The sequence below is a fragment of the Staphylococcus chromogenes genome, assembly GCF_029024625.1.
Classification (GTDB): domain Bacteria; phylum Bacillota; class Bacilli; order Staphylococcales; family Staphylococcaceae; genus Staphylococcus; species Staphylococcus chromogenes.
The window spans coordinates 1,139,020-1,153,685 of the sequence record NZ_CP118953.1 but is presented as its reverse complement, the minus strand read 5'-3'; the positions used below and the strand labels follow the sequence as shown (position 1 = coordinate 1,153,685).

The following is a 14,666-nucleotide window of genomic DNA, read 5'->3' as shown; positions in this document are numbered from 1 at the left end:
CCCCATTACTGTTCATTATGATTTTCTTTAGCGTTTTGTGAACTCTTATTAATTGCTTCTCTCATGCCAGTATCAGCTTCAATATTTTTTAAATTATAATAATCTTTGACACCGATATTTCCAGAACGTAATGCTTCTGCCATTGCAAGAGGAACTTCCGCTTCTGCTTCAACAACTTTAGCATGCATTTCTTGAACGCGTGCTTTCATTTCTTGTTCTTGAGCAACAGCCATCGCACGTCTTTCTTCTGCTTTTGCTTGTGCTATGTTTTTATCAGCAATCGCTTGTTCGGTTTGTAAATCGGCACCAATGTTTTTACTAATATCAACATCTGCAATATCGATTGATAAGATTTCAAAAGCGGTACCAGAATCTAAACCTTTACTTAATACTGTTTTAGATATATTATCGGGATTTTCTAAAACTTCAGTGTGATGCTGACTAGAACCGATTGTAGAAACTATCCCTTCACCCACACGGGCAATAATTGTATCTTCTCCGGCACCCCCAACAAGTCGAGAAATGTTTGCCCGTACAGTAATGCGAGCTTTGGCTTTGACTTCAATACCATTCATAGCGACACCCGCAATAAATGGTGTTTCAATAACTTTAGGGTTTACAGACATTTGTACGGCTTCTAAAACGTCACGTCCAGCTAAATCAATGGCTGCACCACGTTCAAAAGGCAAGTTGATATCTGCACGTTGCGCTGCAATATTAGCATCTACAACGCGGTCTACATTACCACCAGCTAAATAATGCGATTCTAACTGATTAGTTGTTAATTTTAAGCCGGCTTTATGGGCTTTAATTAATGGTCCAATTACTTTTCTTGGAGAAACACGACGTAAACGCATTCCTACTAAAGTTCCAATTCCAACATGGACACCAGCAGCAAGCGCTGAAATCCAGAGACCCACAGGCACAAATGAAAATAGTATCATTAGTGCAACGATGATCAATACAACAATCACGATGAAAGAAATAAATCCAGTTGTAAACATATTGACACTCCTTTAATTTTTATTCAATTCACGTACAACTACGCGAGTACCTTCAACTTCAATGATTTCAACTTTGATATCTTTATTGATGAAAGAGCCCTCTGATACAGCATCTATACGTTCGTTATCATATAAGATGATCCCAGCGGGACGTAAATCTGTAAGTGTCATTGCAGTTGTACCCACAAGATATGAACGATCATTGTGTGACGAATAACCAGACTCTTTGTTAGTCGAATCTTTTAGGACGACGTTTTCAAAAAAGGATATTTTTTTCTTGAAAAATTTCACTAAAATCACCCATTCTATAATAGCAAGAATTAATGCGATGCATACGTTTAGGAGCATAATTGGAAGATTATCACCCATCGTAATAATACTAAAGATGATTAAGGCCATACCTATTAAGCCTAACACAGCACCGACGACAAATAATTCAATAATAACAAGAAGCACACCAATACAGAATATGATGATAGTAATTGCGGAAATAGTCCCTTCGACTAAAAAGCCTAAAAAGATTAAAAGTAAAGCTAATATTGCTAGAATACCAACCCAATTAAATGATTTTGAATAGAGTTGATACACAAACCCTAAAAACAAGATACATAAAAGAAGTAATGATACCGTTGGGTTTGTTATCCAACTTGAAAAAGTTGTTGCAAGATTTTGATTTTGCGTTGAGCTAAGAACCTCTAGCATATGTATTGAAAACGGCATGAAACAGACACCTCACTCTCTCTTTGTAGTATACATGAAATTCTTGCATACTAATAGTGATAAAGTTAAATGAAAATGAATATATTCAGAAACAACAAAAAACCTCAAACAGCCTTTATAAAAAAGGTGTTTGAGGTTTTATTTATCATTTAATTTGAACGTTGAGGGAGTTCAATACAATGATAGGTTAAAATTATCTGAATTTACGTTTACGAGCCGCTTCAGATTTCTTTTTACGTTTTACACTTGGTTTTTCATAGAATTCGCGTTTACGAACTTCTTGGATTGTACCGCTTTTAGAAACTGAGCGTTTAAAACGACGTAAAGCATCTTCTAATGATTCGTTTTTACGGACTACTGTTTTAGACATCTGTATTTCCCTCCCTCCAACTATCAAGAAAACTTTTATTCAGTGTTTACATGTCACAAGTTTGTGCCATGTAAACACTAGTATAAATTAAATCTTAATTATGGTCAATGTTGAATTATACAATTTCTGTTTAAATAAGTATCTCTTCTTCTGATTTGTTTGAAGCGTGTTCCACCACTCTCAATAAATGACCTTCATTAATAGGATATCCGGCTTTAGAAATTTTAACTTTGCAAATTTGTCCAATAAGAGATTCATCTCCGGAAAATTGCACTTTCATGTAATTATCAGCATAGCCAACTAACACTCCATCTTCAGAGCCCTTTTCTTCTGGAATCACTTCTAGAACGTCATTCTCAAAATGAGAAGCATACGATTTAGCAAGTTGATCGCTTAATTCAATGAGACGATGAACACGTTCATTTTTTACGCTTTCATCAATTTGATTATCCATTCTTGCGGCAGGTGTTCCTATACGTTGTGAATACGGAAAGACGTGTAATTCAGAAAAATGATGATTGACAATGAAATCATAAGTTTCTTGGAACTCTTGTTCTGTCTCTCCTGGAAAGCCTACAATAACATCACTAGTGATGGCTAAGCCGGGTAAAGCCTCATGTAACTTTGTGATTCTTTCAGAAAAGTGGGCCATCGAGTATTTACGTCTCATACGTTTTAAGACACTATCAGACCCAGATTGTAAAGGAACATGTAAATGACGTACCACTTTTGAAGAGTTTTGAAGCACCTCAATCACTTCATCAGTCAATTGGCTTGCTTCGATAGAAGAAATACGAATACGTTCTAAGCCTTCAATTTCTTCAAGATCTCTTAAAAGCTGGGCTAAATTATAATCTTTTAAGTCTTGACCGTATCCACCAGTATGAATCCCCGTCAATACAATTTCTTTATAACCGGAGTTCACAAGCGTTGTTGCTTGTTCAACCACTTTTTGTGGATCACGTGAACGCATTAAACCTCTTGCCCAAGGGATAATGCAAAACGTACAAAAGTTATTACAACCTTCTTGAATTTTTAAAGAAGCACGTGTTCTATCTGTAAAATAAGGCACATCTAACTCTTCATAAGTTCGGTTTTTCATAATGTTACTTACACCGTTAATTGGCTGACGTTCATTTTTATAAGTTTCAATGTAAGTCAATAACTTATGTCTGTCTTGTGTACCTACAACAATATCTACACCTGGAATCTCCATGATTTCTGCTGAAGAAGTTTGAGCGTAACAACCTGTTACACAAACGACTGCATCAGGATTGTTTCGGATGGCACGACGTATCACTTGACGGCTTTTTTTATCACCTGTATTGGTTACAGTACATGTATTAATAACAAATACATCTGCATTTTGTTCGAAGTCAACGCGTTCATAAGACGCTTCTTTAAATAGTTGCCAAATGGCTTCTGTTTCATAATGGTTAACTTTACAACCTAAAGTATGAAATGCAACGGTTGACATAAATTCACCTCATTTTATCTAATTTAAATCAAATTCATAACTCAACGCACTTAAAGCATATAAGGGTGCAGTTTCTGCTCGCAAAATACGTGGACCTAAACCAACGTATGTGACTTTGTCATGTAAGTCATTAATTTCATTTGGTGAAAACCCTCCCTCAGGTCCAAACATCATAAGTACTGTGGAACCGGGTTGAATTTCTTGTAACTTTTTCTTGAAAAGAGCGGTCTCGCCTTGTTTAGCTGTTTCTTCATAAGCCATAAGTACATAATCATATTGACTAATCATATCATAAATAGAGCTGAATTTCGATATAAATTCTACATCAGGAATCAGTTGGCGATAACTTTGTTCAGCGGCCTCTTTAACAATTTTTTGCCAACGAAGGCATTTTTTCTGAGCTTTTTGATCATTAAGTTTAACGACAGACCGTTCCATATGTGTGGAGATAAAATGAGACGCACCAAGTTCTGTTGCTTTTTGCAGTAACCATTCATACTTGTCGCTTTTAATGAGGCCACTACAAATAGTGACCTTAACAGGTAATTCAGAATTAATAGAAAGTTCTTGCGTTGTTTCAATTTCTACATGCGTATTTTCAATGGAGATAATTTTAGCTTCAAATGTGCGCTTTTCTTTAAAATTGATAATGACACTTTCCCCTTCGGCCATTCGCATGACAGCACGGATATGGTGGATATCTTCTTCATTTGTTATAAAAAAACGCTGATGGCGTTCAGCGTTTTCATTTAAAAAATAACGTTGCATCGTTTTCACACCTTTTGTCCGGTTATACAGACCCAACCATTATCGTGTTGCGTCTCGTTAATTTTAAATCCTGCTTGCTTCATCTGTGTTTTTATTTCGTCAGCTTTCTCTTCAATTATACCAGAAGCGACAAAATACCCTTTTGAATGAAGTCTAGCATAGGCTTCTTCCACCATTAATGTGATAACATGGGCAAGAATATTGGCAATAACGACATCATATTGGTTACTTTCGTCGTTTAATAAATTACCTGTAGTTGTTTCAATGGCTGCCTCACAATGATTTTTAACGAAATTTTCTTTGGCCACTTGTACTGCCATTTCATCTAAGTCAATGGCTTTGATATGGTTTGCACCTAATAGATGTGCGGCAATACTCAAAATACCTGAACCAGTGCCGACATCTATTACATCATGATGAGGTTCGATAATTTTTTCAATTGCTTTTAAACACATACTTGTTGTGGGATGGTCCCCTGTTCCAAACGCCATACCCGGATCGAGTTCAATATATAAATGGTTTTCCTCTTTTGAAACAGTTTCCCAACTTGGGACAATATAAAAACGTTCTGAAGCTTGGAACGGATGAAAGTAGTTTTTCCATTCATTTTCCCAATCAGACTCTTCAATTTCTTTATAGTCACTTTGAAAGACGCTAGGATCTACCATTTCTAAATTCGAAATTTGGCTTTTTATATTTTCAAAGAACGATTGGGAAAATTGGGTTTCATTATAGTATGCTTTAATAACCATATGTTGCTTAGGATAATCGTTCGGATTTAAATCGAAAATTTCACCATATTTATCTTCACGGACACGGTGTATTTCATTTGAATCTTCAATTGCGACTCCATTCGAACCTGCATTTTGAAGGATTTCCGTGACACTTTCTTCAGCGTCGGAATTAACAACTACAGATAATTCTATCCACTTCATCATCTATTCTCCTTTAAAGAAACGACGTGCTTTATCTTTGAAATTTGAAGGTTGTTCTGAAATAGATTCTCCACTTTCTTCGGCAAATGCTTTAAGCAAATCACGTTGTTTTTCGTTTAGGTTTGTTGGTGTTTCAACTCGGATGTTAACAAATAAATCTCCATGCCCGTATCCATGTACGTTTTTAACGCCTTTGCCTTTCAAACGGAACTGTTTACCCGACTGTGTACCTGCTGGAACAGTTAACATGATTTGACCATTTAAAGTAGGTACTTTAATTTCATCACCTAACGCAGCTTGTGCAAAACTAATGGATTGTTTATATAAGATGTCATCTCCATCACGTGTAAACTTATCAGACGGTTTTACGCGGAAAACGACAAATAGATCTCCAGCAGGACCCCCATTTTCACCGGGAGCACCTTCACCCGCTAAGCGGATTTGTTGATCGTTGTCGACGCCTTCAGGGACAGTAACTTGAATTTTGACATTTTTAGTTTCTGTTCCACGTCCATGACAAGTTGGACATGCTTCTTCAAATTCTTCTCCTGAGCCATTACATTGAGGACACACTTTTTCTGTACGTACACGACCAAGGATTGTATTTTGTTCTACTGAGACATGGCCTGACCCTTTACAATAAGAACATGTTTTCTTTTTCGTACCCGGTTTTGCGCCATCACCATCACATGTATGACAAGTCACATCTTTACGAACCGTGATTTCTTTATTAGTACCAAAAACAGCTTCTTCAAACGTCACCGTCATCGAATATTGTAAATCGTCTCCCTTACGAGGGGCGTTTGGATCACGTTGGCGTTGTCCACCAAAGAAAGAACTAAAGATGTCTTCAAAACCTGCGCCACCAAAACCTGAAAAGTCTTGACCACCAAAGCCTTGATTAAAGCCACCTTGAGCACCTGCATGTCCAAATTGATCATATTGTTTTCTTTTTTGCTCATCACTTAAGACTTCATAGGCCTCACTAATTTCTTTGAACTTAGCGTCAGAACCCTCTTCTTTATTAATGTCAGGATGATATTTTTTTGATAATTTACGATATGCTTTTTTGATTTCGTCTTTACTAGCATTTTTATCTACGCCTAGGACTTCATAGTAGTCTCTTTTTGCCAATGCTATCGCTCCCTTTTAACCTTCTTATGAATAAAAAAGGGCTGGGACGTTGCTGTCCTAGCCCCTCTATTTTATATTGATAGACTATTGATATGTGCTTATTTTAACACAAACATTATTTATTATCGTCGTCTTTAACTTCTTTAAAGTCTGCATCTTCAACGGTATCATCTTGTTGAGATGATTGACCTTGTTGACCTTGAGCTTGTTGCGCTTGTTGTGCTTGTTCATATACTTTCATTGATAATTGTTGAACGACTTGTTCAAGCGCTTCTTTTTTAGATTTAATATCTTCAATATCGTTACCTTCAAGTGCAGCTTTTAAGTCATCTTTCTTAGCTTCTGCATCTTTTTTATCATCTTCACTTACGTTGTCACCTAAATCAGTTAATGTTTTATCTACTTGGAAAACAAGTTGATCTGCTTCATTACGTAAGTCTACTTCTTCACGACGTTTTTTGTCAGCTTCAGCATTTTGCTCAGCATCTTTCACCATACGATCGATTTCGTCATCTGAAAGTGATGATGATGACTCGATTGTAATATTTTGTTCTTTATTAGTACCTAAATCTTTAGCAGTAACGTTAACGATACCGTTTTTATCAATATCAAATGTCACTTCGATTTGTGGTACACCGCGTGGAGCTGGTGGGATGTCTGTTAATTGGAAACGACCAAGTGTTTTGTTATCTGATGCCATCGGACGTTCACCTTGTAATACATGAATATCCACTGCAGGTTGATTATCTGCTGCTGTTGAGTAAACTTGAGATTTTGAAGTAGGGATAGTTGTATTACGTTCAATTAACGTATTCATACGGCCTCCCATAATTTCAATACCTAATGAAAGTGGAGTAACGTCTAGTAATACAACGTCTTTAACGTCACCAGTGATAACGCCACCTTGAATTGCAGCACCCATTGCAACAACTTCGTCAGGGTTAACGCCTTTGTTAGGTTCTTTTCCGATTTCTTTTTTGATTGCTTCTTGAACTGCCGGAATACGTGTTGAACCACCTACTAAGATTACTTCGTCGATATCTGATTTAGTTAAGCCAGCATCACTTAATGCTTGACGTGTAGGTTCCATTGTTTTAGCGATTAAATGATCTGCTAATTCTTCAAATTTAGCACGAGATAATGTTGTTTCTAAATGTAATGGACCTGCTTCACCTGCTGAGATGAATGGTAATGAAATTTGAGTTGAAGATACACCTGATAAGTCTTTTTTCGCTTTTTCAGCCGCATCTTTTAGACGTTGTAATGCCATTTTATCTTTAGAAAGGTCAACGCCATTTTCTGATTTAAATTCTTGTACTAAATAGTCGATAATGACTTGGTCAAAATCATCACCGCCGAGACGATTATCCCCTGCAGTTGATAATACTTCAAATACACCATCGCCTAATTCAAGGATAGATACGTCGAATGTACCGCCACCAAGGTCGAATACAAGCACTTTTTCATCTTTATCAGTTTTATCTAAACCATAAGCTAAAGCAGCAGCTGTTGGTTCATTAATGATACGTTCTACTTCTAAACCAGCAATTTTACCAGCATCTTTAGTTGCTTGACGTTCACCATCGTTAAAGTATGCAGGAACTGTAATAACTGCTTTTTCAACTTTTTCGCCTAAATAACTTTCAGCAGTATTTTTTAAGTTTTGTAGAATCATCGCTGAAATTTCTTGTGGTGTGTAGTCTTTACCATCAATATTTTCTTTATAATCTGTACCCATATGACGTTTAATGGATTGGATCGTATTTGGGTTTGTGATGGCTTGACGTTTTGCTACTTCTCCGACTTGAGTTTCACCATTTTTAAATGCAACAACTGAAGGAGTTGTACGTGCGCCTTCTGGATTTTGGATTACTTTTGGCTCATCGCCTTCTAATACAGATACACAAGAGTTTGTTGTTCCTAAGTCAATTCCAATTACTTTACTCATAATCAAATTCCTCCTAAATTCAAACATTGTTATTTTTACATAGGTTGGTAAGTTTCGTCAAAACTATTGATTTACTTTTACCATTGAAGGTCTTAAAACGCGATCTTTTAATTTGTAACCTTTTTGCAGTTCCTCAGTAATATGTCCAGATTCGAAATCTGGATTATTATCTTGAACAACAGCTTGGTGATAGTTTGGATCAAACGCCTCACCTTCTGATTTAATCGCTTCAAGACCGTTGTCTTCTAAAGCTTTAACAAGGCTACTATAAACCATTTCTACCCCTTTTTTAAGTGAATTGAATGATTCATCATCACCTTCTATTTGTAAGGCACGTTCGAAATTATCTAAAGCAGGTAGGACATCACTTAAAACCCCCTGTGCTTGATATTTTCTTTGTGTGTCATTTTCTTTTTGGATACGTCTTTTATAATTTTCAAACTCAGCATAGAGACGTAAATATTTTTCTTGTTCTTGATCAACTTGAGTTTTTAATGACGCAATTTCCTCGTCTTTTGGATCAACATCCTCTTGGTTAACCTCAGTATCAACTTCTTCAGTTGATGCTGAATCAGAGTTTGTTGATGGTTCTGCAGCATTTTGAGTAACGTCATCGTTAGTATTTTCTTCGTTTGTTTCTTGTGCAGAAAAATCTTTTTCTTCAGACATTTTGAAACCTCCATACTTTAATTCGATAAATGAAATACTTATGAAATTCGACTAAGCAATTGAATCACATTTTGATAATGCATTGCTGTAGGACCGATAACGGCAACATAACCGTTCAGTGCATGATCAATCTCATATCTTCGAGTTAAAATTGCTATATTTTCAACATCCTGTTCAATCTCATGACCAATTTTAATCGAGATACTTGAATCCACCATTTCATCTAGTAAATCTGTTATTTGGTTTGATTCGATATATTTTAGGATGGTTTGTATGGCTGAAACGTTTGTTTCATTTAATCTCTCGATGAGTTGGTGTTTACCACCTAAATATATACGCGAAGATTCACTTGCAACCTCACGATGAATCAAATCAATAAGTTGATTTAAAAAAGTCACTTCAGATTTTGAAAGACCGTCTAAACTTTGTAATTGAATATCCATTGTGCGATTTACAATCGAAACACAATGTAAGGATAAAAAGTTAGACAATTTCACAACAGATGAAGAGGATATGGGTGTTTGTGAAGATAAATGTAAATGTTTCACATGACCTGTTTCATAAATCAACACAATAATAAGATGATAATCATGAACTTTCATTAATTTAATATCTAATATTGCCACCTTTGAATGATCTGGACCTACTACAAGCGTAGTATAATGTGATTGATTAGAAAAATCTTCAGCAAAATTATCGAGTGTTGAAGATATATCAAAATGATGTTTTAAATACATTTCGTTAATATTGATATTATTTTGCTTGTTGTCTTTCATCGGTTGTTTTAACAATCGATTCGCATACAATCTAAAACCAGCCTCTGAAGGAATACGCCCTGAAGACGTATGTGTTTTTACGATTAATTCTTTTGATTCGAGAAGTTTCATGTCATTTCGAATCGTCGCTGGACTTACATTGACGTTATGACGCTGAATGATTGTATTAGATCCAATAGGTTGGCCAAGTTCAACATAATCCTCAACAATTGCATTTAAAATACTTAATTGTCTTTTAGTAATCATGTTTCCACCTCATTAGCACTCTTTCATCTCAAGTGCTAATTATAATTTATCAAATTGGTCAAAGTAAGTCAATGTTAAAGCATTGAAAATGAAAATATTTTATATCTCGATAAAAGCTTCGAAAACTTCATTACCGACTATACGACCTTGATCAGTAAGAGATACTGTGTTTTTATCATTGTTAATCCAACCTTTATTCTCTAACGTGAGTAGCTGTCTTTCAAATAAGTGGTCAATATTTTCGTTATATTTTTGGTGGAAAATGGTTTTATTAACCCCTTGATTCATGCGTAAACCTAAAAACATTTCCTCCTCAATTTGTTCTTTAACTGTAGGAAATGATTTTTCTAAAATTGGCTTTTCATTATTAGTGACATGTTGAATATAATGATTCACCGGTTTTACATTTGTATAACGACACCCATTGACGTACCCGCTTGCACCTGCTCCAAAACCATAATAACTTTCATTTTTCCAATAGACTTTATTATGTTGTGATTCATGACCACTTTTAGCGAAATTTGAAATTTCATATTGATGCATTTCGGTTTGCTTCATTTTTTTCATTAAATGTTCGTACATTTCTGCACCAAGGGTGTCGCTTGGAAGAATGAGTTTCCCTTTTCGATAAAGATTATAAAACTGTGTTTGTGGCTCCAATATCAATCCATAACAAGAAATATGATCAATATCGAGCGCCAATGCTTCGTTTAAACTGTGATTAAATTGTTCTAGCGTTTGTGTAGGTAAATGATACATTAAATCGAGGCTCACGGAAGGGATGTTAAATTTTTTGGCAAACTCAACAGCTTGATAAATATCTTGAGTTTTGTGTGTTCTTCCCAATAATTTTAAAAGCGCATCGTCAAAAGTTTGAACTCCCATGGATAATCGATTGACACCATATGATTTTAATAACTTAATCTTTTCTTCTGTGAGCTCATCGGGATTGGCTTCAAAAGTATATTCCCCTAAAATATTAAATTGATTTTCGATAGCTAATAATAATTTATCCAGCTGTTTCATAGTTAATGCGGTCGGTGTACCTCCACCTACAAAAAAGGTTTCCAGTGTTTGTTTTGAATCAAAATGCATTTCTTTAATTAAAGCATCAATATACGCATCTACAGGTTGATTTTGAATAAAATATTTATTGAAATCACAATATGTGCAAATGTTGACGCAAAAAGGAATGTGGATATATGCGCTTTTAATCATTATTTTCCCTCCTGACAACGAGAACTCCCAATCACATATCTATTTGTAATTGGGAGTGGAGTATTTATTCTTCGTCCATTTTTAAAACAGCTAAAAAGGCATCTTGTGGTATTTCGACATTACCGACTGCTTTCATTTTTGCTTTACCTGCTTTTTGTTTTTCTAATAATTTACGCTTACGACTAATATCGCCACCGTAACATTTAGAAAGTACGTTTTTACCCATGGATTTAATATTAGTTCTTGCCACTATTTTATGACCCACAGCCGCTTGTACCGGCACTTCAAATTGTTGACGCGGAATTAAGGTTTTAAGTTTTTCAACCAATGCTTTACCACGTTCATATGCAAAGTCTTTATGAACAATAAAACTTAATGCGTCTACTTTATCACCATTTAATAGAATATCCATTTTCACAAGGTTACTTTCTTTATTTTCAATGAACTCATAATCGAAAGAAGCATAGCCTTTTGTATTTGACTTTAACTGATCAAAGAAATCAAATACCACTTCAGATAATGGAAGTTCATAAACAATACTTACTCGAATGTCATCAAGATAATCCATATTTATAAATTGGCCACGTTTACGTTGGCATAATTCCATCACTGCGCCTACATAATCATTTGGAACCATCATCGTTGCACGTACAAAAGGTTCAAAAACTTTTTCGATTTTGTCACGCTCAGGCATTTGCGCTGGGTTATCGACTTGTATCGTGTCCCCGTTTCTAAGGACAACTGAATAAATTACTGACGGTGCAGTGGCAATGAGTTCGATGCCAAATTCACGCTCGATACGTTCTTGAATAATCTCCATATGTAGCATTCCTAAAAAGCCAGTTCGATAACCGAAACCAAGCGCTTTGGAAGATTCAGGTTCAAATTCTAATGACGCATCATTTAATTGTAATTTTTCAAGCGCTTCACGTAAATCGTTGTAATCTTTATTATCTATTGGAAATAGTCCGCAATAAACCATTGGATTCATTTTTTTATACCCTTTTAACGGCGTTTCTGCAGGGCGGTCAAAATGTGTAATCGTATCTCCAACTCGAGACTCATCCACATTTTTAATACTTGCTATAATATAGCCTACATCTCCTACTGTTAACTCTTCAACAGGGAGTTGTTTCGGTGTATTAATGCCGACCTCAGTCACTTCGAACGATTTACCTGTTGCCATCATTTTGATTTTATCACCTGGTTTAACTACCCCATCAACCACACGAATTGACGAAATCACCCCACGATATGGATCATATTCCGAGTCGAAAATTAACGCTTTTAAAGGAGCTTCTGGATCACCCTCAGGAGGTGGCACCATTTCTACTATTTTTTCTAAAATTTCATCAATTCCAATATTTGATTTTGCGCTGGCTAAAACAGCATCGTCCTTATCTAAACCAATTACATCTTCAACTTCTTGTTTTACACGCTCAGGTTCTGCTGCAGGTAAATCGATTTTATTAATGACAGGTATTAATTCTAAATCATTATCTAAAGCAAGATAGACGTTTGCTAGTGTTTGGGCTTCAATTCCTTGAGCAGCATCCACAACAAGTATAGCACCCTCACAAGCAGCCAAAGAACGTGAAACTTCGTAAGTAAAATCGACGTGTCCGGGTGTATCAATTAGATGAAACGTATATGTTTCACCGTCATTTGCTTCGTATTTCAAACGGACTGCATTAAGTTTGATTGTGATTCCACGTTCACGCTCTAAATCCATAGAATCTAATAGTTGTGATTGCATTTCACGGGCTTCAACAGACTTTGTATTTTCAAGTATACGGTCGGCAAGTGTTGATTTACCGTGATCAATATGAGCAATTATTGAAAAGTTTCTAATATTTTTTCGTCGATTCAAACGTTCTTCATTATTCATCGTATCCTTCTCACTTTCTCGTTCTTCCGAATTATGTTTCGCATCTTTGATATGATAACGTTTTTAACCTATAATTGCAACTTTTGAAGTAATAATATTCAGTTCGCTATGAGATGGAAAATTACGCTAAAAATGCATGATTCAAATGAAATAATGATTGCACAATGATAGGAGTTTTGATAGAATAAATTTTGTTGTAATCAAAACCTTTTGATCATAATGTTTCTAGGAGGTGCTTTAAATGCCAAATATCAAATCTGCTATTAAACGTGTGAAAACAACGCACACAGCTGAAAGCAAAAATATTTCACAAAAAAATGATATGCGTACAGCGGTTAAAAACGCTAAAACAGCTATCGAATCAAATGCTGATAATAAACAAGAATTAATTAACAGCGCTATTAAAAAGATTGATAAAGCTGCGCAAAGTAATTTAATCCACTCTAATAAAGCGGACAGAATGAAATCTAAATTAATGTCAGCGAAATAAAAACACGAGGCCAAGCCTCGTGTTTTTTATAGTTTCAAAATAAATAACTCTAAAATTAAAGTTTTATCCATATAGGAAGACTTAAGTTGATAGTCTGTTTCCGCACAAGCATTCATAATATCTAAAATCGTTTCTAAGGAGTACTTACGTGCTTGCCTTAATGCAAGTTTCACTCTATAAGGATGAACTCCGACCGTTTTCGCTATTTGCTGTTCTGAATACCCCTTTTGATTTAAGATGAGACTCTGATAATACAATCTATAATTACTTGTAATTAAGGCTAATAGCTTTATAGGCTCTTCTTTTAATTGAATTAAGTCTTTCATAAGCCGAACAGCTTCAGACTTATTCCCCTTTTGAATGTATTCTGTTAATAAAAAGACACTCTGTTCTAAACTTCGATTGACGATTGTTTTGACATCTTCTAAGTTGATTTGAGGCCGTTCCCCAACATACAATAATAATTTTTCTAATTCTTGCACAATGATTTGATGGTGAATCCCAGTTAAAGATAGGAACGTATCAAGTGCGTCCTGTTTAATATCTTTAAAATTTTCATTTAAATAGCTGTGTATCCACTTTTTAGTTTCTTGTTCAGTCATCTGTTCTATTTTTTTAAGCTTAGCGTGTTTCTTTAATACTTTAACGATTTTTTTTCGTTCGTCTAATTTTGAATGATTGACTTGGAAAATAATTAAAGTTTGATTATCATACTTCTCAATAAATTCAATCATACTATCCATATTGGGTTGTTGCTCTTTTGCAACTTTTTCACCAGTAAAAATATACGCATTTTGAACTAAAACCACTTTTTTATCTGAAAAAAAAGGCAAAGTCATGGCTTCTTCAATGATTTGATTAAAATGTGTCTCGTATAAATTATATTTTGTGAAATTGAAGTCATCTTTTGGTTCACCTTTAAGATAAGCCTCGATAATTTTATTTGTTTCCCTCTCTATAAGTTCAGGAACATCCCCATAGACTGTGTAGATGTAATCAGACATCAGTTACTTCCTCTCTTCG

Annotated in this window: 14 protein-coding genes; 1 reads left to right on the top strand and 13 read right to left on the bottom strand. The window is 35.2% G+C overall.

The features are described from left to right. Positions 1-5: 5 nt before the first annotated feature. The 12 genes from floA to lepA form a co-directional block, all read right to left on the bottom strand. Positions 6-1,004 (bottom strand): flotillin-like protein FloA, encoded by a 999-nt coding sequence (gene floA / locus PYW36_RS05635; protein WP_037574047.1) that lies wholly within the window; start codon positions 1,002-1,004, stop codon positions 6-8. A 12-nt stretch (positions 1,005-1,016) separates the two neighbouring features. Next, positions 1,017-1,724: an NfeD family protein gene (locus PYW36_RS05630; protein ID WP_037574050.1), complete on the bottom strand. Its 708-nt coding sequence runs from the start codon at positions 1,722-1,724 to the stop codon at positions 1,017-1,019. Positions 1,725-1,917: 193 nt separating this feature from the next. Beyond that, entirely contained in the window at positions 1,918-2,094 is a 177-nt protein-coding gene (gene rpsU / locus PYW36_RS05625) for a 30S ribosomal protein S21 (protein WP_002471046.1), read from the bottom strand. Between the two features lie 130 nt (positions 2,095-2,224). Then, positions 2,225-3,571 (bottom strand): tRNA (N(6)-L-threonylcarbamoyladenosine(37)-C(2))-methylthiotransferase MtaB, encoded by a 1,347-nt coding sequence (gene mtaB, locus PYW36_RS05620; protein ID WP_037574053.1) that lies wholly within the window; start codon positions 3,569-3,571, stop codon positions 2,225-2,227. Between the two features lie 18 nt (positions 3,572-3,589). Further along, positions 3,590-4,339: a 16S rRNA (uracil(1498)-N(3))-methyltransferase gene (locus PYW36_RS05615; protein WP_103158619.1), complete on the bottom strand. Its 750-nt coding sequence runs from the start codon at positions 4,337-4,339 to the stop codon at positions 3,590-3,592. A 5-nt stretch (positions 4,340-4,344) separates the two neighbouring features. Then, on the bottom strand, positions 4,345-5,274 hold the full coding sequence (prmA, locus tag PYW36_RS05610) for a 50S ribosomal protein L11 methyltransferase (protein ID WP_103158626.1): 930 nt from the start codon (positions 5,272-5,274) through the stop codon (positions 4,345-4,347). A gap of 3 nt (positions 5,275-5,277) precedes the next feature. After that, positions 5,278-6,408 (bottom strand): molecular chaperone DnaJ, encoded by a 1,131-nt coding sequence (dnaJ, locus tag PYW36_RS05605; RefSeq protein ID WP_037574059.1) that lies wholly within the window; start codon positions 6,406-6,408, stop codon positions 5,278-5,280. 115 nt (positions 6,409-6,523) lie between these two features. After that, complete coding sequence (gene dnaK, locus PYW36_RS05600) at positions 6,524-8,356, bottom strand: molecular chaperone DnaK (protein ID WP_037574062.1); 1,833 nt, start codon at positions 8,354-8,356, stop codon at positions 6,524-6,526. A gap of 63 nt (positions 8,357-8,419) precedes the next feature. Beyond that, positions 8,420-9,025, bottom strand: coding sequence for a nucleotide exchange factor GrpE (gene grpE, locus PYW36_RS05595; protein WP_037574065.1), 606 nt, complete (start codon positions 9,023-9,025; stop codon positions 8,420-8,422). Between the two features lie 38 nt (positions 9,026-9,063). Beyond that, positions 9,064-10,047: a heat-inducible transcriptional repressor HrcA gene (gene hrcA, locus PYW36_RS05590; RefSeq protein WP_037574068.1), complete on the bottom strand. Its 984-nt coding sequence runs from the start codon at positions 10,045-10,047 to the stop codon at positions 9,064-9,066. Positions 10,048-10,146: 99 nt separating this feature from the next. Beyond that, positions 10,147-11,268, bottom strand: a complete 1,122-nt coding sequence (hemW, locus tag PYW36_RS05585) for a radical SAM family heme chaperone HemW (RefSeq protein ID WP_103158627.1) — start codon at positions 11,266-11,268, stop codon at positions 10,147-10,149. 61 nt (positions 11,269-11,329) lie between these two features. Then, positions 11,330-13,153, bottom strand: a complete 1,824-nt coding sequence (gene lepA / locus PYW36_RS05580; RefSeq protein ID WP_037574071.1) for a translation elongation factor 4 — start codon at positions 13,151-13,153, stop codon at positions 11,330-11,332. Between the two features lie 241 nt (positions 13,154-13,394). Between lepA and rpsT the strand changes: the two genes are divergently transcribed. Then, positions 13,395-13,643 (top strand): 30S ribosomal protein S20, encoded by a 249-nt coding sequence (rpsT, locus tag PYW36_RS05575; protein WP_037574074.1) that lies wholly within the window; start codon positions 13,395-13,397, stop codon positions 13,641-13,643. Between the two features lie 26 nt (positions 13,644-13,669). Here the strand turns inward: rpsT and holA are convergent, their stop codons facing one another. Continuing rightward, complete coding sequence (holA, locus tag PYW36_RS05570) at positions 13,670-14,647, bottom strand: DNA polymerase III subunit delta (RefSeq protein ID WP_103158620.1); 978 nt, start codon at positions 14,645-14,647, stop codon at positions 13,670-13,672. Between the last annotated feature and the right edge of the window lie 19 nt (positions 14,648-14,666).

Coding starts and splice junctions, on each gene's coding strand:
- floA (WP_037574047.1), bottom strand. CDS start 1,004: ATGTTTACAACTGGATTTATTTCTTTCATCGTGATTGTTGTATTGATC.
- PYW36_RS05630 (WP_037574050.1), bottom strand. CDS start 1,724: ATGCCGTTTTCAATACATATGCTAGAGGTTCTTAGCTCAACGCAAAAT.
- rpsU (WP_002471046.1), bottom strand. CDS start 2,094: ATGTCTAAAACAGTAGTCCGTAAAAACGAATCATTAGAAGATGCTTTA.
- mtaB (WP_037574053.1), bottom strand. CDS start 3,571: ATGTCAACCGTTGCATTTCATACTTTAGGTTGTAAAGTTAACCATTAT.
- PYW36_RS05615 (WP_103158619.1), bottom strand. CDS start 4,339: ATGCAACGTTATTTTTTAAATGAAAACGCTGAACGCCATCAGCGTTTT.
- prmA (WP_103158626.1), bottom strand. CDS start 5,274: ATGAAGTGGATAGAATTATCTGTAGTTGTTAATTCCGACGCTGAAGAA.
- dnaK (WP_037574062.1), bottom strand. CDS start 8,356: ATGAGTAAAGTAATTGGAATTGACTTAGGAACAACAAACTCTTGTGTA.
- grpE (WP_037574065.1), bottom strand. CDS start 9,025: ATGTCTGAAGAAAAAGATTTTTCTGCACAAGAAACAAACGAAGAAAAT.
- hrcA (WP_037574068.1), bottom strand. CDS start 10,047: ATGATTACTAAAAGACAATTAAGTATTTTAAATGCAATTGTTGAGGAT.
- lepA (WP_037574071.1), bottom strand. CDS start 13,153: ATGAATAATGAAGAACGTTTGAATCGACGAAAAAATATTAGAAACTTT.
- rpsT (WP_037574074.1), top strand. CDS start 13,395: ATGCCAAATATCAAATCTGCTATTAAACGTGTGAAAACAACGCACACA.
- holA (WP_103158620.1), bottom strand. CDS start 14,647: ATGTCTGATTACATCTACACAGTCTATGGGGATGTTCCTGAACTTATA.